The following is a 19,469-nucleotide window of genomic DNA, read 5'->3' as shown; positions in this document are numbered from 1 at the left end:
CCCTCGTCAGGGCCGCCATGCGGCGGCGTCGGCGGCCAGATCGGCCAGGCCATGCGCGCGGGCCAGGTCTTCGGCTTGGCCAAGCAAGAGGCCGCCGGCCTGGGGCTGACCCAGCAGCGCCGCGGCGCGCACCTGCAGCAGCCAGGCCTCCACCAGCGGTTCGGGCAGCCCGGCTTCGCCGGCCAGCGCCGCCTGGCGCTGCGCCGCCGCCATCGCGGCCGGGGCATCGCCCCCCAACAACGCCAGCTCGGCCTGCACCCGGCACACCCGCGTCTGCACCAGCGGGTGGCTGCTGCGGGCGGCCGCGCTGTCCAGCATCGACTGCTCCTCGGCCGTCAACGCCGGGCCACCCGCCGCTGCCCACAGCACCCGCTGCAGCACCAGTTGCGACACGCGCAGCGGCTCCGGATTGCGCGCCACCAGCGGCGCTGCGGCGTCCAACGCGGCGGCAGCGGCGGCGCCCTGCCCTTGCCGCAGCAGGCTGCGCGCCAGCCGCACATGGGCTTCGGCCTCGAAGGCCGCGCTGCCCTGGGTGCGGGCCAGCGCCAGCGCCTGCTGCAGCGCCTGGCAGGCCGGTGCATGGCGGCCGGCGCTGGTGAGGATGCCGCCCAGCACCAGCAGCGACAGCGCCTCGGTGTGCGGCACACCGCGCCAGCTGTCCAGGCTGCGCCGGGCCATGGCCTCGGCCTCGTCCAGCCGGCCCAGGGCCAGCAGCATCACGGCCAGGTCGTTCTCTATGGTCAGGCCGCGGCAGTACTCGGGGTGGCGGGCCAGCAGGCGCGCCAGCGCGTCGTGCGCGGCCTGGGCCTGGCCGCCGAACCAATGGATCTGCCCTTCCCAGCTCAGCAGCGACGGGCGCTGCGGCGCGTCTTCGCGCAGGCGGGCCAGCAAGGCCCAGGCACCGGGGATGTCGGGCTCGCGCATGGCCAGCTCGATCAGCACTTCCAGCGCATCCACCCGCTCGCGCACCGGCAGCGCGGGCAGCAGGCCACGCAATTCATGCGCATGGGTGCGGGCGCCGTCCAGGTCGCCGGCATACACCCGGTTGTCCACCAGCGCACTGCGCACCCGGCCTTCGATCTGCTGGCGCTGGGCGGCGTCGGCCACCGCGGGCAGCTGGGCCAGCAGCGCCTGCAAGGCCCGGTGGCCGCGCGGCAGGTCGTCGAACAGGTCCAGCGCTGCCAGCTCCAGCCGGGCGCGGACCGACTGAGCCGCATCCACCGATTCGTCGGCCACCTGCTGCCACAGCGCGCGGGCTTCGTCGAAGCGGCCCCGTCCCTTGAGCTGCTCAGCGCCACGGTGGCGCCAGGCCAGCGCCGTCTGCGGTTCCTCGGCGGCCTGCCAATGCTCGGCGATGGTCAGCGCGTCAGCCTCGGGCTGGGCGGCCAGCCACAACGCGGCCTGGCGGTGCAGCGCGGCACGGTCGGCCCCGGCCAGGCCGGCCGCCACCGCCTGGCGGATGAGGTCATGCCGGCAGGCCAGCCGTTGGCCGTCGCGGCGCAGCAGCCCGGCTTGCAAGGCCTGCTCGGCGGCTGCTGCCCAATGCGCCTGGTGAAGCTGGTGCACGGCCGTGCCCTCGGCAGCCGCGGCCGGCGCCGCTGGGTGCAGCGCCGCCAGTGGCAACGGCTGGACCGCAATGGCCGCCGCCTCCACCAGCCGACGGGCGGCTTGCGGCAGCCGCCGCAGCTGGTGCTGCAGCACCTGGCGCACGCGCTCGGGCAGCGTCTGCGTCTGCGTATCGCCACCTTCGGTGGGCCAGCCGGCGGCCACCAGCTGGCCCGCCAGGAACGGGTTGCCGCCGCTGAGGGCCTGCAGCCGCGCCAGCTGGGCTTCGGTCAGCGCGGCGGCGGCCCAGCGCTGGCGGCAGGCCGCGGCCAGCCCGGTGCCGTCCAGCGGGGCCACCGCCAGATCTTCCAGCCGCTGGGCGGCGCGCAGGCTGTCCAGCGCACGGGCCAGCGCCGGGCCGATCTCATGCCGGCGCGCGGCAGCCCGCCAGCGCAGTCGGCCGCTGTGGGCCAGCATCTGCAGCCATTCCACCGTGGCGGCGTCGCACCACTGCAGGTCGTCCACCAGCAGCAGCGGCGTCAGCGCCTCGAAAGCGCGGATCAAGGCCTCGGCCAGCCGGGTCTGGGCCGTGAGGGCGTCCAGCGGCGGCAAGGCTTCGTCGGGCGCCAGCTCGGGTAGCGCCCGGGCCAGGTCCAGCCGGTACGGGCGCAGCGGATGGGCGGGCTGTCGCAGCGCCCGCTCCAGCACCGGCAGCTGGGCCCGCAGGGCGTCCAGCAGCGGCCGGTAAGGCATGGCCTGCAGGTTCTCCAGCCCTTGCAGGCAGGGTGACTGCGGCCACACCTGGCGCAGCAGCGTGGTCTTGCCGACACCGGGCTCGCCCAGCAGCAGCAAGGCCGGGCTGGGGCTGACGCGCAGGCGCTGCAGCTCTGCGCCGCGGCCGGGCAGCTCATCGGGCACAGGGCTGCCGGCGCCATCGGCGCGCAGCGCGCCGGCGGTCGACGACGGCGGAGGCGGCGCCAGCGTGGGAACGGCGGCCGTGCGGGCGGTGGCCATGGAGGCGGTGGCCGTAGAGGCGGTGGCGGCTCCGGGTGTGGCTGCGCCCGGCAGGCAGCGCCGGCTGGCGGCCAGCCAATCGGCCTGCAGCCCATCGGCCTGCTGGTCGCACCACTGGCCGAAGCCTTCGTGGCCGGGCAGGCGCCAACCCCGCAGCCAGCCGGTCGGCCGCAGGCGGTCCAGGGCTTCGGCGTCGCCCGCCCGCTGGGCCTGCCGCAGCTGGTCGAGATCGGTGGGCAGGTCCAGCCGCAGGCGGGCCCGCTCGGTCTGCAAGGCCGTGGACTGGCCCCAGGCGGTCAGCAGCTGCTTGCTGCGGTGCAGGTTGATGCGCAGGTGGTGCAGCGCATCGGCGGGCTCGGCGTCGGGCCAGATCAGCGCGGCCAGGCCTTCGCGCGAGTGCCAGCCTGGCTGCGCGGCCAGCACCAGCAGCAAGGCGGCCGGCAGCGTCATCGGCAAAGCCTGGTCGGGGCGGCCTTCGGCCACCCAGGCGGGGTCGTGGTGCAGCAGGCGCAGCATGGGGGCGCAGTGTCGCCCAGGCAGCGCTGCGGTCAGAAGCTGCGCCTGCGACGCCCCGCCAGCGGGCCCAGCGCGAGCGCGCCAATGGCCATCAAGGCCCAGGTGCCGGGCTCGGGAACGGCGGCCATGACGCCGTACTGCAGGTGGTCGACCTCGATGCCGCCGCCGCTGTTGACCACGGTTAGCGACTTCACACCGCCCGCGAACTGCACGCCGAAGAAGCGGTCTTCGGCCGTGGTAGCGGCGTTGGAGCCGTCGCCGATGCCGCTGTAGCTCACGCTGCCCAGGCTGCTGCCATCGGCCGCGGTGGCGCTGACGGTGACGTTGATGCTGCCGGCACCATCGGTCCACACCAGGCCGAAGGCGGTGGGCGCGCCGGCCCCCTGAAAGGTGACAGTGAGCCGACCGCCATTGCCATTGAACAGCGAGCCGCAGCCGCTGGTGCTGGTTTGCGGCCCGCAGCTGCCGTCGATGCGGCCGTCGTCGGCATCCACCGAATCGCGGGTGCCCACAAAGGCCGAGCCGATGATGACGCTGGCGTCAGTGGTGGTGAGTCCGCCATCCAGCGAGCCGTCTTCCAGGGTGTCGATGAAGGCCGGAGCGCCGCCTGCGAAAAAGCCCGCCGGCACGTCGGCGACCGACAGATAGGCCGAGTCGCCCGCCCAGAACACCGCGCCGGAAGGCAGCAGCTGGGTGGTGGCGGCCGCGGCCGGCAGTGCGGCACAAGCGGCCAGCAGGGTGGCGGCCCGGGTCAGGGCTGAGGTCATGAGGCGGCTCCTTGGGGTGTGGGTCCCGCCGGGGTGACGGGCCTTTGAGACGGACTCTAGGCAGCCGGTCGTCTCCGCAACGTCTCAGCGCAGCGGCGCAGCGCCCTGCGTTCTTGGGGGGATGGGCGCCGCCGGAGGCATCGGAACACCCTGGCGCACCAGCGCGGTGCGGCGGCCTGCTTTGCGCCGACAATCGCGCCCCGCAAGAGGAGCGAGATCGACGATGAGCAGCAGTTTTTTCCCGAGATGGACCCGCAAGACCACCGGTGAGGTGGCGCCCGATGAACGCCTGCCCGGCGGCCAGACGCTGGTGATGGGCATCCAGCACGTGGTGGCCATGTTCGGCAGCACGGCGCTGGCGCCCATCCTGATGGGCTTCGACCCCAACACCTCGATCTTCTTTTCGGGCATCGGCACGCTGCTGTTCTTCCTGCTCACCGGCGGCCGGCTGCCCAGCTACCTGGGCTCGAGCTTCGCCTTCATCGGCGTGGTGATCGCGGCCACCGGCTACGCAGGCAGCGGCCCCAACCCCAACATCGGCCTGGCACTGGGCGGCATCATCGCCGCCGGCGTGGTCTACATCCTCATTGGCCTGGTGGTGCAGATGCTGGGCACCGGCTGGATCGAGCGCTTGATGCCGCCGGTGGTCACCGGCACGGTGGTGGCCGCCATCGGCCTGAACCTGGCACCGGTGGCGGTGCGCAGCCTGGGCGCCACGCCGTTCGAGGTGGGCGTGGGCCTGCTCACCGCGCTGGCCGTGGGCCTGGTGGCGGTGCGCGCCGGCGGCGTGGCCGCGCGGCTGCCCATCCTGCTGGGGGCGCTGGCGGGCTACGTGCTGTACGCCGTTGGCGCCAATGGCCTGGGCTGGGGCAAGCCGATCGACTTTGCCAGCGTGGGCCAGGCGGCCTGGTTTGGGCTGCCGCGCTTTTCGGCGCCGGTGTTCGATGCTTCGGCGATGGCGCTGATCGCGCCGGTGGCGGTGATCCTGGTGGCCGAGAACCTGGGCCATGTGAAGGCGCTGGCCGCGATGACCGGCCGCAACTTCGACCCGCTGATCGGCCGCGCCTTCATCGCCGACGGCCTGGCCACGGTGGTCTCGGGCGCGGGCGGCGGCACCGGCGTCACCACCTATGCCGAGAACATGGGCGTGATGGCGGTCACCCGCATCTACTCCACGCTGGTGTTCGTGGTGGCGGCGGGCGTGGCGCTGCTGCTGGGCTTTTCGCCCAAGTTCGGCGCCCTCATCCTGACGCTGCCGGTGCCGGTGGTGGGCGGGCTGGCGCTGGTGGTGTTCGGCCTGATCGCCGCCACCGGTGGCCGCATCTGGGTGATGAACCAGGTGGACTTCGCCAAGCCGCGCAACCTGATCGTGGCCGGCACCGCACTGACGGCCGGCGCCGGCGACCTGACGCTGTCGATCGCCGGCTTCAAGATGGGGGGCATCGGCACCGCGACCTTTGGTGCGATCCTGCTGTATCACCTGCTGCGCGAGCGGCGCAGTTCGTAGAACCAGGCCATGGCCGAGCCGTTCAAGCACTTGATCAATGCCGGCCTGGTGCAGAAGGCCGGGGAGCAGTTGCATGCAGCCTGGCGGGGCTTCGACCGCGCCACGTTCACGCAGCTGGCCACCACCGGCCTCGATGCGCTGGAACTCAAGGCCCGCGCCCGCCACGTGGCCGCCGCGCTGCAGGCCACGCTGCCCGATGACTTCGACGCGGCCTGCGGCGTGCTGGAACGCAGCCTGGCCCCGCCAGTGGCGCCCGACGCCGGCATCGTGGCACCTGACCGTGGCGATGCACCGGGTCTGGCCGGCTGGATCGTCTGGCCGATGACCGAGTGGGTGGCCGCCCACGGCCTGGCCGAGCCGGAACGGGCGCTGCAGGCGCTGCATGCGATGACCCAGCGCTTCACCGCCGAATGGGCGCTGCGGCCCTTCATCGTGCAGCACCCGGCCCTGGCCTGGGCCACGCTGGCGCGCTGGTGCAGCGACGAGAGCGCCCACGTGCGCCGCCTGGTGAGCGAAGGCAGCCGCCCGCGCCTGCCCTGGGGCCTGCGACTGCAAAGCCTGGTGGACGACCCCGGGCCCACGCTGCCGCTGCTGGCCCGGCTGCAGGACGACGACAGCGACTACGTGCGCCGCAGCGTGGCCAATCACCTGAACGACATCGCCAAGGATCACCCGGCGGTGGTGGCCGACTGGCTGGACCAGCACCTGCCCTCGGCGCCGCCCACCCGCCGCGCGATGCTGCGCCATGCCAGCCGCACGCTGATCAAGCAGGGCGATGCCCGCGTGCTGGCCGCCTGGGGCCTGGGCGCGGCGCTCAAGGGAAGCGCCACCCTCACCGTCTCACCCGAGCATGCGGTGCTGGGCGGCGATGGCGTGACGCTGCAGGTGGTACTGCACGCCACCAGCCGCCAGCCCCAGGTGCTGGAGGTGGACTACGCGGTGCACCACGTCAAGGCCGCTGGCGGCGCCACCGCCAAGGTGTTCAAGGGCTGGCGCCTGACGGTGGCCGCCGGCGAGCAGCGCACGCTGATCAAGCGCCATGCGCTCAAGCCCATCACCACCCGCCGCTACCACGCCGGCTGGCATGCGGTGGACCTGCTGGTCAACGGGCAGGTGGTGGCGCAGGCGGGGTTCGAGTTGCGGCTAGATTGACAGAGCCCCCAAGCTCGCTGCGCTCGCGCCCCCCCCGAGGGGGATCTCAGTCCCTTGGGGCGGCCCGGCGGGACTGACTTGGCCCCCAAGCTCGCTGCGCTCGCGTCCCCCCAAGGGGGAGTTCAGACCCTTGGGGCGACCCGGCGGGACTGACCGCGGCCGGCGGGGAGCCGGTTTCAAAGCTAGACCGGAAACGCCGTCGTCGACAGCACCTGCTTCAGCGCGATGAAACTGCGGATCTGTCGCACGCCGGGCAGGCGCAGCAGCTGCTCGGCATGCAGGCGGTTGAAGCTGTCGTTGTCGCGGGTGCGCAGCAGCATGAAGTAGTCGAACTCGCCGGTGATCACGTGGCACTCCATGCAGCCACTCACCTTGGCCGCCGCCTTTTCAAAGGCCGCAAAGCTGTCGGGCGTGCTGCGGTCCAGCACCACGCCGATCATCACCAGCATGCCCGCGTCCAGCGCCGCCGGGTTGAGCAAGGCCACCGTGCCGGTGATCAGTCCGGCGCGCTTGAGCCGGTCGACCCGCCGCAGGCAGGCCGGGGCGCTCAGGTGCACCTTGGCCGCCAGGGCCACGTTGGACAGCGAAGCATCACGCTGCAAGGCCCGCAGGATGGCCTTGTCGGTGCGGTCCAGCGGCGTGGTGGGCGGTTTCTCGTCGGCACGAATTTTTGTTGCGCACATGGGCTTGTCAGCGAAATCAGCGTGGACCAGCCATGCAGCTGGCGTGCCAAAGATGCGCCAGATGGCCTGAAGACGCAAGCACCTTGCAGCGGCTGTTTCCTAAGCTTCAGCCCATCCACAACTGATGCCCTTGCCGCCATGAACCTGCAAAAGCATGCCCGCTACCCGCTCACCTTCGGCCCCACGCCCATCCAGCCGCTCAAGCGCCTGTCGGCCCATCTGGGTGGCGAGGTCGAGCTGTATGCCAAGCGCGAGGACTGCAACAGCGGCCTGGCCTTCGGCGGCAACAAGACCCGCAAGCTGGAGTACCTGATTCCCGAGGCGCTGGCCCAGGGCTGCGACACGCTGGTGTCCATCGGCGGCATCCAGAGCAACCAGACGCGCCAGGTGGCCGCGGTGGCCGCGCACCTGGGCCTGAAGTGCGTGCTGGTGCAGGAGAACTGGGTGAACTACAGCGACGCGGTGTACGACCGCGTGGGCAACATCCAGCTGTCACGCATCCTGGGCGCCGACGTGCAGCTGGACGCGGCCGGCTTCGACATCGGCATCCGCCCCAGCTGGCAGCAGGCGATGGACGAGGTGCGCCAGGCCGGCGGCAAGCCCTTCCCCATCCCGGCCGGCTGCTCGGAACATCCGCTGGGCGGCCTGGGCTTCGTCGGCTTTGCCGAGGAAGTGCGGGCGCAGGAAGCCGAGCTGGGCTTCCGCTTCGACTACATCGTGGTGTGCTCGGTCACCGGCAGCACGCAGGCCGGCATGGTGGTGGGCTTCGCGGCCGACGGCCGGGCCGACCGGGTGATCGGCATCGACGCCTCGGCCAAGCCCGAGCAGACGCATGCGCAGATCGTGCGCATCGCCCGCCACACGGCCGAACTGGTGGAGCTGGGCCAACCCATCACCGCGGCCGACGTGGTGCTGCACACCGAGTACGGCGGCCCCGAATACGGCCTGCCCAACGAAGGCACGCTGGAAGCCATCCGCCTGTGCGCCCGCATGGAAGGCATGCTCACCGACCCGGTGTACGAGGGCAAGTCGATGCACGGCATGATCGACCTGGTGCGCAAAAAGGCCTTCCCGGCCGGCTCGCGCGTGCTCTATGCCCACCTGGGCGGCGTGCCGGCGCTCAACGCCTACAGCTTCCTGTTCCGCAACGGTTGAGCGCCCTGCAGCTGACGGCAGCTGCTTGCGCCCAGACGGGCGAGTCGGCACGATGAGCGCCTCACCACGGGAGCATTCATGCAGTACAGACTCCTCGCCGGTTTTTGCCTCGCCCTGGGCGCCTGGACCACCACCGCGGCACAGGCGGCCAACGATCCCCAGGTCGTCATCACCAGCGGCACCCAGGCGGATGGCTACAGCGCCCCCTTCTCCGACCAGCTCTGGGAAACCGTCGGCTTCCGGATGGGCAGCACGTCGCTGTACCTCTACGACGTCACGCTGCGACTGCAGGCCAGCAGTGCGGGCGTCGCCACGCTGGCGCTGTTCTCGGCCAACCCGAACGCGCCGTACAGCACCCCGCTGACACAGATCGGCAACTTCACCAGCGTGCTGGTGAGCGGCCGCGACAACTACACCTTCCGCCCCACCTCGACGATGGCGCTGGAAGCTGGTGAGCTGTACTGGCTGGTGATGCGCGGCGCCGAAGCGGCGGGCCTGCGGTACGTGGAGGCCATCGGCGCGATCTCGGGGGACTACGGCTCGCCCTACACCTCGGAATTGGGCGCACGTGCGCACGATTTCGCCAATTCCAGCGACGGCGGCCTGAACTGGATGGTGCACTCCGGCCTCAACGCGATCGAGGTGCGGGGCGCCGTGTCGCCGGTGCCCGAGCCGGGCACCTACGCGCTCATGCTGCTGGGCGGCGGCCTTCTGCTGCTGAGTGTCAGGCAGGACCGCCACCGCGGATGAGACTGCCTCAACCGGCGTTCACCGGATCCAGCCGCCGGTGCGGCACCGCCACCAGTTCGCGGCGCTGCCAGCCGGTGCCCACCTCCACCGGGTAGTCGGCGGCAAACAGGCCGTCCTCGGAGGCGATCTCCACGTACAGCACTGCCTGCCGATGGCCGGTGCGGCGTTCGCTGACATAGGCGAACAACTGCTCGGGCCGGCCTTCGGCGAACAGGCGTGCGAACAGCATGCGCCGGCGCAGCGGGTCTTCCAGCAGCAGCGGCTGGTCGATGCCGCGGCTGGAAGGCGGAATCCAGGCGGTGGCCAGCATTTCGCCGGGGATGCAGGTGTCCATCTCGATGCCGTAGACCTGGCTCTGCACGCTCATGCCGCGGCGGATGTTGCTGCGCAGGGGTCGGAAGACCTCTCGGAAGGCCGCATTGATGTCGGCCGATTCCATGAAGCGGTGCTGGCGGCCGCCGCGATGGTCGTGGAAGGAAGGGGCGAAGGCGGGGTCGCAGGTGTCCATGAAAGAGGTTTCGGCGCCCGCTGCGCCGCCTTGAGCCCCGGCCGACGCAGGATTCGAGCCCGTCGGAACCCTGTCATGGCCCGTGTTGAACCCCATACCGCTGCACGCCGCCCGCTTCCACAATGCCGGCCGGCAGTGGCAAGCGGAGACGGCATGGCAGCACACGAGATCGCAGCGGCGTTCGAGCGGGTGGCTTCGGTGCTGCGGCGCCGACCCGAGGCGGGCATTGGCGACGACACGCCCGCCCGTGCCGAATGGGCCGGCGGCACCCGTGTGATCACCCACGACGGCCACGGCCAGGGATTGGTGGTCACCGACCTGCCCACCGAACTGGGCGGCCAGGGCGAAGCGCCCAGCGCCGTCTGGCTGCTGCGGGCGGCGCTGGCCTCCTGCGTGGCCACCCGCGTGCTGATGGAGGCCGCCCTGCAGGGCATCGAGCTGCGCACGCTGGACGTACAGGCCGGCAGCCGCTCCGACGCGCGCGGCCTGCTGGGCCTGCCTGACGACCAGGGGCGGCCGGTGCCCGCCGGCCCCGCGCAGCTGAGCCTGCAGGTGCGCCTGGGCGCCGACGGCGTGGCGGCCGAGCGCCTGCAGGCGCTGGTGGCCAGCGCGGCCCGGGCTTCGCCGGTGGCGGCCACGCTGCATGCCCAGCTGCCGCTGCTGCTGCAGGTGGTGGTGGAGCCACCCGGGCCGGCTGTCACCAAGACCTGAAACAATCGCTCACGTCTGCGCGCGGCGCAGCGTCAGTACCTGCCAACTCGGTCACACTTGGATGCACCGTGTTGGCGCGGCTGGTCAAGCCGCCGCAGGCCCACCCGATGACAGAACGCCGGTCACGCCACCCGCCCCGGCGCAGCAGCCCTTTCCGTAGTCCCCATTTCCATTGGCGCGCCGGCCTTCCGGACGCGCCGCCTTTCGTGCAGTGACCGCTTCCGCTTCCGTTCTGTCCTGGCCTTGCCGCCTGCTGGCACTGGCGGCCCTGGGCATGCCGCTGCTGGCCCAGGCCGCCGACCCACCACCCACCCCCACCCGCGACGAAGAAGCCGAGCTGGCCGACGCGCTGGCACAGCCGGTGTACGGCAGCAGCCGCCTGGGCGCCGCCAGCAAGCGCGCGGAGGACCTGGTGACCGCGCCCGGCGCCGCCGCGGTGCGCACCGGCGGCGAAATCCGCGCCCAGGGCTACCGCACCTTGGGCGAGGTGCTGGAAAGCCTGCCCGGCGTGCACCTGCGCTACGACCGCGCCTACAGCTACGCCGGCCTGCGCGGCGTCACCCGACCGGGCGACTACAGCTCGCGGCTGCTGGTGCTGGTGGACGGTATCCGTGCCAACGACCCGCTGTTCGAGGCCGCGTCCATGGACCGCGAGTTCCCGATCGACGTCTCGCTGATCGACCGGGTGGAGTTCATTCCAGGCCCCGGCTCGTCGCTGTACGGCAGCAATGCGGTGGCCGCGGTGGTCAACGTCATCACCCGCTCGCCGGCGCAGCTGGCCGGCGGCCAGGCCATGCTGAGCGTGGGCAGCCACCGCCAGCGCAAGGCCACGGCCAGCTGGGGCGGCAGCTGGGGCGACAGCCGCGTGTTGCTGTCGCTGGCCACCGAAAACCGCCCCGGCACCGACCTGCGATTTGCCGAGTACGCGAGCCCGCAAAACCCCGAGGGCATCGCCCACCACCGTGACGGCGAGCGGGCCGACAAGCTGTTCGCCAAGCTGCAGCAAGGCGGGCTGCGGGTGAGCCTGGCGCTGTCGCAGCGGCGCAAGGAGATGCCCACCGGCGCCTACGACACCGCCTTCGACACCCCGGCGCCCTGGGTCGACCGCTATGCCAGCCTGAGTGCGGCCTATACCCGCGCCGTCGGACCTTCCAGCACGCTGGAGCTGCTGGCCCACGAAGGCCGCTACGCCTTTGCGGCCGACACCCTGACCACCGAAGGCGCCCGGGTGAGCGACGACAACGCCTCGCGCTGGCTCAGCGGTGAGCTGCGCTGGCGCTACACCGGCTGGGCCGGACACCGGCTGACGCTGGGCGTGGAAACCCAGCGCAACCGCCGGCAGGAGATCGACGTCGACACGCAGTGGCCCGACGGCAGCACCTCGGCCCAGCGCGCGCTGGGCAGCAACCACCGCCACGGCCTCTATGTGGTGGACGAATGGTCGCTGTGGCCCGAGCTGCTCCTGACCCTGGGGCTGCGCGCCGACCGCCGCACCGACGGCAGCCACCGCACCAGCCCGCGCCTGGCCGCCATCTGGTCGCCCACCCCGGCCTGGACCTTCAAGTGGCTCAGCGGCACCGCCTACCGCGAACCCAACTTCAGCGAGCTGTCGTACGCCGATGCGGTGCAGCGGCGGCCCCAGGGCCTGCAAGTTGAATCGCTGCGCTCGCACGAGCTGGTGCTGCTGTGGCGGCCGGCCGAAGCCTGGCAGCTGCAGGGCTCGGTCTACCGGGCCCGCGTGACGGACGTGATCGAGCTGGTGGCCCGCGACGACCAGCTGCTGAACTACACCAACCGCGGTGGCGTGCACGTGGCCGGCGCCACCGTCGAGGCCACCTGGGTTTCGCGCGGGGGACTGCAGCTGCGCGGCAGCGCCAGCCACCAGCGCGTGCACGACGCCGCCACCGGCCAGCCGCTGGCCAACGCCCCCAGGCAGCAATTCAAGCTGGCGCTCACCAGCCCCACGCCGGTGCCGGGCCTGGGCGTGGGCATGAACCTGGTGGGGGTGGGCGACCGGCCCCTGGCGGGCGGCGGCAGCGTGGCTGGCTACCGGCGCCTGAACGCACGGCTGAGCTATGCGCCGCCCGGCAGCCCGTGGGATGCCGCCCTCACCGCCTACAACCTGCTGGATGCGCGCTACGCCGACCCTGCCGGCCCCGAGCACCGGCAGCCGACGCTGGCGCAGGACGGCCGCAGCTGGGCGCTGCAGATCGGCCGGCAGTTCTGAGCATGGGCTTGCCGTACCGCACGATCCGCCCGCTGCTGGCCGCGGCCCTGCTGCTGGCCGGCCTGCTGCTGCCGCAGGCCGCCCGCGCCCAGACCATGGGCAGCGACGCCTGGGCCAAGGCGCGGCTGGTGATCACCTTCTCGCGCTTCGTGCAGTGGCCGGCCCATGCCTTCGCCCATGAGGACAGCCCGCTGCACGTGTGCGTGGTGCAGGACAGCCCGGTGCTGGCCGAGGCCTTCCGCCGCCAGCTGGCCACGCCGCCGGCCGGCCGCCCGCTGCAGCTGGTGTGGTGGCCGGCACCCGGCAGCCAGGCGGCTGCGGGCGCCAGCTGCCACCTGCTCTACATCGACGACAGCGCCCCGCGCCGGCTGGCCGAGCTGCTGCCGCCGCCCGACGCCCCGGTGCTGACCATGGCGCAGCAGGACGGTTTTGCCAGCCGCGGCGGCATGGTGGAGCTGGTGGTGGTGAACGATGCGCTGCGTTTCGACGTCAACCTGTCGGCCTTGCACAGGGCCGAACTGGGTGTGCGCGCCGGTGCCCTGAAACTGGCCCGCGAGGTGCTGCGAGAGGATCCCCGCCGATGAGACGACCTCCCCTGCCCGCTGCGCTGGAACGCTGGTGGGCCGCCGCCGCCGACCAGCCGCTGCGCCGCCGGCTGCCCCGGCTCTTCGTGTTCGCCGCCTCGCTCACCGCGCTGCTGTCGCTGCTGGCCATGCTGGTGGTGGCGGTGTGGTCAGAAGACCGCCGCACCGAAGGCGAGGCCCAGGAACTGGTGCGCACCACCGCCTTTGCGCTGGAAGCACCGCTGGCCTTCGGCGACGTGGACGCCGCCAACGAGACGCTGGGCTTTTTGCGCGTGCGCAGCAACGTGCGCGGCGCCTGGCTGAAGGACGCCGACGGCGCCGTACGCGCCCGCTACCTGGCCGCCGGCACGCCCGATCGGCCCGGACCGCAGCCCGGCTTCGGCCGCCTGGTGGTGAGCGCACCGGTGGGCCCGCCGGCCAACCCGATGGGCCAGGTGACGGTGGAGCTGGACGAGCTGCAAAGCTACCGCCAGCTGGCCATCGGCGCGGCCGCGCTCATCCTGGCGCAGCTGCTGGCGCTGGCCCTCAGCCTGCCGCTGGTGCGGCGCATCGCCGCCCGCATCACCAGCCCGATGACGGCGCTGGGCCGCACCGCAGCCCGCATCGCCGAGCAGCGCGACTATTCGCGCCGGCTGGAAGGCGAAGGCCTGGACGAAGTGGGCCAGGCGGTGCGCGCCTTCAACGACATGCTGGACCAGGTGCAGCAGCGCGCCCAGGCGCTGGAAAACGCCAACCGCACGCTGGAAGAACGGGTGGCCCAGCGCACGCGCGAGCTGGCCCAGGAAAAGGAACGGGCCGAGGCCGCCTCGCTGGCCAAGACCCGCTTCCTGGCCAACATGAGCCATGAGCTGCGCACGCCGCTCAATGCGGTGCTGGGCGCCACCCAGCTGCTGCAGCAGGGCGGCCAGGCCACCGACCGCGCGCAGCTGATCGAGACCATCGGCCAGAGCGGCGCCAACCTGCTGGCCCTGATCGAGAACGTGCTGGACGTGGCGCGCATCGAGTCGGGTGCGCTGACGCTGTCGCAGGAAGCCTTCAACCTGGTGGACTGCGTGGAGGCGGCGGTGGCCACCGCCTCGGTGGCGGCCCGCAGCGGCGGGCTGGCGATGGCGGCGGTGATCGAGCCTGACCTGGCCGCCTGGCGCACCGGCGACCCGATGCGGCTGCGCCAGGTGCTGCTGAACCTGCTGGGCAACGCGGTCAAGTTCACCCCGGCCGGCGAGGTGGTGCTGCGGGTCACGGCGGCTGCCGGCGCGCCAGGCCGGGTGCGCTTTTGCGTGACCGACACCGGCGTGGGCATGGACCTGGAAACCACGCGCGACATCTTCCAGCCCTTTGCCCAGGCCGACGAAGCCACCACCCGCCGCTTCGGTGGCACCGGGCTGGGCCTGACCATCTCGCGCGAGCTGGTGCGGGCCATGGGCGGCGACATCCAGGTGGACAGCCAGCCCGGCCAGGGCAGCAGCTTCTGGTTCGAGATTCCGCTGCCCGGCGCCGAAGGCCCGGTGACCGAGTGGGCCGGCCCGCGCGCCGCGCCTGCACCGGTGTGCTTCTTCGAGCCGCACGAACCCAGCGCCGAGGCCCTGGCCGCGATGCTGCGGCGCATGCAGATCCCGGCCGAGCGTGTGGTCGACGCCACCGACCTGCAGGTACGGCTGCAAGCGGCGGGCAGCGAAGGCAACGGGCCGCCGTGGCTGCTGGTGGCCACCGAAACCGCCCAGGCCTGGGCGCTGCTGGAGCGCTGCGCCGACCTGATCGACCCCGAGCGTGTGATCGCGATGAACGATGCGCCTTCACACGCGGCCGACAGTGCCCGCGAGCACCTGCAGCTGCCGCGCAGCGTGCTCAAGCCGGTGTTGCGGGCGGCGCTGGTCAGCCGCCTGGGCTGGCGCCGCGACGGCCTGCCCCCGTCCATGGATCCACCGGCCGAGCCGCCGCTGCCCGGCCAGGCCGGCGCCCTGCCCGCCCCCGTGCGCCGGCTGCTGGTGGTGGACGACGACCCGACCAACCAGATGATCGTCGCCGCCATGCTGACCAATGCCGGCCTGGGCGTGCAGACCGCCGACGACGGCCGCAGTGCGCTGGCGCTGCTGCGCGAACACCGCTTCGACCTGGTGCTGATGGACTGGCAGATGCCCGACATGGACGGGCTGGAGGTCACCCGCCGCATCCGCAATGGCGCGGCCGGGCCCCACAACACCGCCATCCCGGTGGTGGCGCTGACGGCCAATGCCTTCGCCGAGGACCGCGTGGCCTGCCTGGCGGTGGGCATGAACGACTTCCTCACCAAGCCGGTGGTGGCCCAGCAACTGCTGAACGTGGTGCACCGCTGGACGGCGCACGGCCAGGCCACCGCCGACGAAGCGGCGGCCTGAACCGGGGGTGGTCCCGCGGCCCGGCCGGCTACGCCAGGCCCAGCCCGCCCGCGTCCAGCGCCGGCGGGCGCAGCAGGTCGGCGTCCACGCCCATCACCGCGCTGGCGCGTTCCACCGCCTGCCACAGCGCGGCCGGCATCGCCAGGATGTCGTCGGGCGTGGCCGCGCGGGCGATCCAAGCGCCGATCTGGTGGTGCTGTTCAGGCGTGAGCAGGTCCAGGTTCAGCATCTCGTCGATGGTCTTCATTGGGGCTCCCTGTTGGATTGGATGAAGCGCACGCAAGTGATCTCCGACGGCGCACCGAGCCGCAGCGGAGGCCCCCAGTATCCCGTGCCGCGGCTGGTGTACACCCACAGCCGCCCCAGGCGGTCCAGCCCCGCGGTGAAGGGCTGCTGGAAGCGCACGAAAAAGCCCCAGGGCCAGATCTGCCCGCCATGGGTGTGGCCCGAGAGCTGCACGTCGAAGCCGGCCTCGGCCGCGCCCGCGGCGCTGCGCGGCTGGTGGGCCAGCAGCAGCCGCAGCCCGGCATCGGCCGGCGCGCCCGCCATCGCGGCCTGCGCATCGCTGCGGTGGCCGGGCACGAAGTGGCCGGCGCTCCAGTCGGCCACGCCGGCCATCACCACGCGGGCGCCGCCGTGCTGCAGCACCACATGCTGGTTCAGCAGCACCTGCAGGCCCAGGCCGCGCAGCGCGGCCACCCATTCTTCGGCGCCGCTGTAGTACTCGTGGTTGCCGGTGACGAAGAAGCTGCCGTGCCGCGACCGCAGCCCGGCCAGCGGCGCCACGTCGTCCCGCAGGTCGGCCACCCGGCCGTCCACCAGGTCGCCGGTGATGGCCACCGCATCGGGCTGCAGCGTATTGACCGCATCGACGATGCGCTGCACATAGGCCCGTTTGACGGTGGGGCCTACATGCACGTCGGTGATCTGCGCGACGGTGAAGCCGTGCAGCGCGGCCGGCAGACCGTCGACCGCAATGTCCACCCGCCGCACCGGCGCCCGCCGCCGCGCCCCCACCACACCGGCCAGCGTGCCCAGGCCGGTGAAACCCAGCACCGCCCAGGCGCTGGCGGCCTGCAGCGTGGCACCGCCGGCCACCGCACGCACGGCGGCGCCGGTGCCAGCCTGCACCGCCGGCACCTGGCCCAGCGCCCAGGCGACCAGCAGCACGCCATCGCGCAGCAGCGTGGACACGCCCAGCAGTGAAAACACGCCCAGGGCCAGCATGCCGGCCCAGCTCAGCCGGTCGGCCACCGGGCCGGAGGCCCGCCGGCCGAAGAAGCTGGCCGGAATGAGCACCAGCGAAGCCAGCAGCCAGAGGGCCAGCAGCCCGGGGGCCACCATCCCCGGCAGCGCCGGCACGAGGCGGAAGCCGACGTAGAGGTGGAGCAACAGCAGGATGAGCAGCACGGGCATCGCCGGCACATGGGGGTGAACCCGTGGGCTTCAATCGCGCAACAGGTGGGCAGGGAGCGGCCGGTCGCCGGGCACTGCCCTTGCCGCGTTGTGCTGCAAGGGCCGCCCTCTTTGCGCCGGCCCGGGAGAATGCGACATGACCGAACTGCACACCCGATCCACCACCCGCCCGACGCCGCACCGTCGCCTCGCCCTGATCACCACCGCGGCCGCCGCGGCGGCCCTGCTGGCCGGCTGCGCCGCCGAGCCCAAGATCGAAGGCCAGTGGACCGCGCCCCAGCGGCCGACGCTGAAGCTGGCAGGCGCCAGGGTGCTGGTGGCCTGCGAGGCGGTGGACCCGGCCGTCAAGCGCATCTGTGAAGACCAGATGGCCGGCGCCGTGGTGGCCCAGGGCGGCAGCGCCGTCATCGCGCCCGACATCACGCCGCCGGCGCCGGGCCAGCCGGTGCCCGACAACCAGTACCTGGCCCCCGCCCGCCAGGCCGGCGCCATCGCGGTGCTGGCCACCACCGTCTCGGCCTGGGCCGGCGCGTCGGGCGGCGGCGGGCCTTCCTTTTCCATCGGCCTGGGCAGCTTCGGCTTCGGCAGCGGCCGCGTCGGCGGCGGCGTGGGCGTGGCCGTGCCCATCGGCGGCGGCGAGCGCCGCAGCACCGCCTACGCGGCCAGCAGCCGCATCATCGACGCCCGCGGCGGCCAGGTGATCTGGACCGCCCGCGCCTCCGCCCCGCCGTCCGACGACATCCAGGGCCCGCTGGGCGGGCTGGCCACCGCGATCATGAACGGGGCGCAGGAGGCGGGGGTGTTCTGAGGCCCGTCAGGCGCCGGCCGTGTGTGCCACCAGAAACTCCACGAACGCCCGCACCCGCGCCGACAGGTGCCGGTTCTGCGGATAGAGGATGGAGAACGGCCGGGTGGCGCCGGCCAGCTGGGGGAGCACTTCCACCAGCTCGCCGCGGCGCACCGCTTCTTCGGCGATGAAGTGGTAGATCTGGCTGATGCCGCCGCCGGCGCGGGCCCAGGTGACGACGCCCAGCACGTCTTCGTGCACCTGGCGGCTGGCCTTGAAGCCATGCTCGATGACGCTGCCCTGCGCATCGCGCAGCAGCCAGGGCAGCGGGCGGCCGGTGCTGGGCAGGATGAACTGGATGCAGTCGTGGTGGGCCAGGTCGTCCAGCTGCTGCGGCATGCCGCGCGCCTGCAGGTAGGCCGGTGAGGCGAACAGGCCGAGCGTCGCGTCTTCCAGCTTGCGGGCGATCAGCCGCGAGTCCTGCGGCTCGCCCAGGCGGATCACCAGGTCGTAGCCGTCGTCCACCAGGTCGACGTTGCGGTTGCTGATGTTCAGTTCCAGCGCCACGCCGGGGTAGGCGGCGTTGAAGGCCGGCAGCAGCGGCAGCAGCCGGTGGTGCGCATAGGTGGTGGGCACGCTGATGCGCAGCAGCCCGCTGGGCGTGCGCTGGTGGCCGGTGATCGCCCGCTCGGCCTCGACAATCTGCTCCAGCGCCTGCTGGCACTCGGTGCGGTACAGCTCGCCGTCGCCGGTGAGGCGGATGCTGCGGGTGCTGCGCACAAAAAGCCGCACGCCCAACCGCTGCTCCAGGCGTGCGATGGAGCGGCTGACGGCCGCCGGCGTGACGCCCAGCGCCTCGGCCGCGGCGGTGAAGCTGCCCAGCTCGGCCGCCTTGCAGAACAGCTCGATGCTGCCCAGCTGCACCGGGTCGAAGGATCGGGCCATTTGTACTCCCGTGTAATGGATGAAGTTCCGCAAAGCCGCTTTATAGCGGCGGGTGCAGGTTCTAAAGTGCTTTCATCCGTTTTGAACAAGGAGTTCCTGATGAACCGCAGCCCGCGCATCCTGATGATCCTGACCAGCCACGACCGCCTCGGCGACACCGGCAAGCCCACCGGCTTGTGGGCGGAGGAACTGGCCGCGCCCTACTACGCGCTGGCCGACGCCGGTGCCGAGGTGGTGCTGGCCTCCACCGCCGGCGGCCCGGTGCCGATCGACCCCGGCAGCCTGAAGCCGAAGGGCGAGAACGACGAAGTGGTGGAGCGCTTTTTGGCCGACGAGGCGATGCAGGCGCGCATCCGCGACACCGCCCGGGCCGACACGATGGACGCCCGTCAGTTCGATGCCGTGTTCCTGCCCGGCGGCCACGGCACGATGTGGGACCTGCCGAACGACGCCGGCGTGACGCTCGCGGTGGAGCAGGCCTGGGCCGGCGGCAAGGTGGTGGCTTCGGTGTGCCACGGCGCGGCGGGCCTGGTCACGGCCAAACGGCCGGACGGCCAGTCCATCGTCCAGGGCCTGAAGGTGAACTCGTTCACCGACTCGGAAGAAGCCGCCGTCGGCCTGACGGCGGTGGTGCCCTTCCTGCTGGAGAGCCGGCTGCGCGAACTGGGCGGCCAGTTCGTCGGCGCCGGCGACTGGCAGCCCTTCGTGGTGCGCGACGGCCAGCTGATCACCGGCCAGAACCCGCAGTCCTCGGGCCTGGTGGCGGCCGAGGTGCTGAAGGCACTGGGGGTCAAGTAAGCGGGGCGCGAGCGCAGCGAGCTTGGGGG

At 72.5% G+C, this 19,469-nt stretch carries 17 protein-coding genes; 10 read left to right on the top strand and 7 right to left on the bottom strand.

What is annotated here, in order from left to right; genetic code table 11:
- Window positions 1-6: 6 nt before the first annotated feature.
- Both MW290_RS21975 and MW290_RS21970 read right to left on the bottom strand, forming a co-directional pair.
- Window positions 7-3,075, bottom strand: a complete 3,069-nt coding sequence (locus MW290_RS21975) for an AAA family ATPase (RefSeq protein ID WP_250199804.1) — start codon at window positions 3,073-3,075, stop codon at window positions 7-9.
- A gap of 32 nt (window positions 3,076-3,107) precedes the next feature.
- Window positions 3,108-3,842 carry a PEP-CTERM sorting domain-containing protein gene (locus MW290_RS21970; RefSeq protein ID WP_250199803.1) on the bottom strand — a complete coding sequence of 245 codons (735 nt, stop codon included), beginning with the start codon at window positions 3,840-3,842 and terminating at the stop codon, window positions 3,108-3,110.
- Window positions 3,843-4,065: 223 nt separating this feature from the next.
- Here MW290_RS21970 and MW290_RS21965 point away from each other — a divergent pair, with 223 nt between their 5' ends.
- Window positions 4,066-5,349, top strand: coding sequence for a solute carrier family 23 protein (locus MW290_RS21965; protein ID WP_250199802.1), 1,284 nt, complete (start codon window positions 4,066-4,068; stop codon window positions 5,347-5,349).
- Between the two features lie 9 nt (window positions 5,350-5,358).
- Complete coding sequence (locus tag MW290_RS21960) at window positions 5,359-6,501, top strand: DNA alkylation repair protein (RefSeq protein ID WP_250199801.1); 1,143 nt, start codon at window positions 5,359-5,361, stop codon at window positions 6,499-6,501.
- Between the two features lie 182 nt (window positions 6,502-6,683).
- Here MW290_RS21960 and MW290_RS21955 read toward each other — a convergent pair whose 3' ends face one another.
- Window positions 6,684-7,184, bottom strand: a complete 501-nt coding sequence (locus tag MW290_RS21955; protein ID WP_250199800.1) for an Lrp/AsnC family transcriptional regulator — start codon at window positions 7,182-7,184, stop codon at window positions 6,684-6,686.
- A gap of 138 nt (window positions 7,185-7,322) precedes the next feature.
- Between MW290_RS21955 and MW290_RS21950 the strand changes: the two genes are divergently transcribed.
- Window positions 7,323-8,339 (top strand): 1-aminocyclopropane-1-carboxylate deaminase, encoded by a 1,017-nt coding sequence (locus MW290_RS21950; protein ID WP_250199799.1) that lies wholly within the window; start codon window positions 7,323-7,325, stop codon window positions 8,337-8,339.
- 78 nt (window positions 8,340-8,417) lie between these two features.
- Window positions 8,418-9,089: a choice-of-anchor R domain-containing protein gene (locus MW290_RS21945; protein ID WP_250199798.1), complete on the top strand. Its 672-nt coding sequence runs from the start codon at window positions 8,418-8,420 to the stop codon at window positions 9,087-9,089.
- Between the two features lie 7 nt (window positions 9,090-9,096).
- Here MW290_RS21945 and MW290_RS21940 read toward each other — a convergent pair whose 3' ends face one another.
- The gene (locus MW290_RS21940) at window positions 9,097-9,597 is read right to left on the bottom strand and encodes a hypothetical protein (protein ID WP_250199797.1); all 501 of its coding nucleotides are present in this window, start codon (window positions 9,595-9,597) and stop codon (window positions 9,097-9,099) included.
- Window positions 9,598-9,750: 153 nt separating this feature from the next.
- On the opposite strand from MW290_RS21940, the gene MW290_RS21935 reads away from it, so the two are divergent.
- From MW290_RS21935 to MW290_RS21920, 4 genes are all read left to right on the top strand, one after another.
- A complete protein-coding gene (locus tag MW290_RS21935) occupies window positions 9,751-10,308 on the top strand; it encodes an OsmC family protein (RefSeq protein ID WP_250199796.1) in 558 nt (185 codons plus the stop codon).
- Between the two features lie 211 nt (window positions 10,309-10,519).
- Complete coding sequence (locus tag MW290_RS21930; protein WP_250199795.1) at window positions 10,520-12,535, top strand: TonB-dependent receptor plug domain-containing protein; 2,016 nt, start codon at window positions 10,520-10,522, stop codon at window positions 12,533-12,535.
- 2 nt (window positions 12,536-12,537) lie between these two features.
- Entirely contained in the window at window positions 12,538-13,119 is a 582-nt protein-coding gene (locus tag MW290_RS21925) for a YfiR family protein (protein WP_250199794.1), read from the top strand.
- On the top strand, window positions 13,116-15,494 hold the full coding sequence (locus MW290_RS21920) for an ATP-binding protein (RefSeq protein ID WP_250199793.1): 2,379 nt from the start codon (window positions 13,116-13,118) through the stop codon (window positions 15,492-15,494). Before MW290_RS21925 ends, MW290_RS21920 begins: the two co-directional genes overlap by 4 nt.
- A 28-nt stretch (window positions 15,495-15,522) precedes the next feature.
- Here MW290_RS21920 and MW290_RS21915 read toward each other — a convergent pair whose 3' ends face one another.
- On the bottom strand, window positions 15,523-15,741 hold the full coding sequence (locus MW290_RS21915; RefSeq protein ID WP_250199792.1) for a hypothetical protein: 219 nt from the start codon (window positions 15,739-15,741) through the stop codon (window positions 15,523-15,525).
- Window positions 15,738-16,910, bottom strand: a complete 1,173-nt coding sequence (locus tag MW290_RS21910) for a metallophosphoesterase (RefSeq protein ID WP_250199791.1) — start codon at window positions 16,908-16,910, stop codon at window positions 15,738-15,740. The genes MW290_RS21915 and MW290_RS21910 overlap by 4 nt, the downstream gene beginning before the upstream one ends.
- A 136-nt stretch (window positions 16,911-17,046) precedes the next feature.
- Between MW290_RS21910 and MW290_RS21905 the strand changes: the two genes are divergently transcribed.
- Window positions 17,047-17,718: a hypothetical protein gene (locus MW290_RS21905; RefSeq protein WP_250199790.1), complete on the top strand. Its 672-nt coding sequence runs from the start codon at window positions 17,047-17,049 to the stop codon at window positions 17,716-17,718.
- Between the two features lie 6 nt (window positions 17,719-17,724).
- On the opposite strand, the gene MW290_RS21900 is transcribed toward MW290_RS21905, so the two are convergent.
- A complete protein-coding gene (locus MW290_RS21900; protein ID WP_250199789.1) occupies window positions 17,725-18,642 on the bottom strand; it encodes a LysR family transcriptional regulator in 918 nt (305 codons plus the stop codon).
- 99 nt (window positions 18,643-18,741) lie between these two features.
- Here MW290_RS21900 and MW290_RS21895 point away from each other — a divergent pair, with 99 nt between their 5' ends.
- Complete coding sequence (locus MW290_RS21895; protein WP_250199788.1) at window positions 18,742-19,440, top strand: type 1 glutamine amidotransferase domain-containing protein; 699 nt, start codon at window positions 18,742-18,744, stop codon at window positions 19,438-19,440.
- Window positions 19,441-19,469: the final 29 nt, after the last annotated feature.

Origin of the sequence: Aquincola tertiaricarbonis, from assembly GCF_023573145.1 — a bacterium.
Classification (GTDB): domain Bacteria; phylum Pseudomonadota; class Gammaproteobacteria; order Burkholderiales; family Burkholderiaceae_C; genus Aquincola; species Aquincola tertiaricarbonis_B.
Note: the sequence above shows the minus strand (reverse complement) of the source record. Positions and strands in the feature narration are given on the sequence as shown.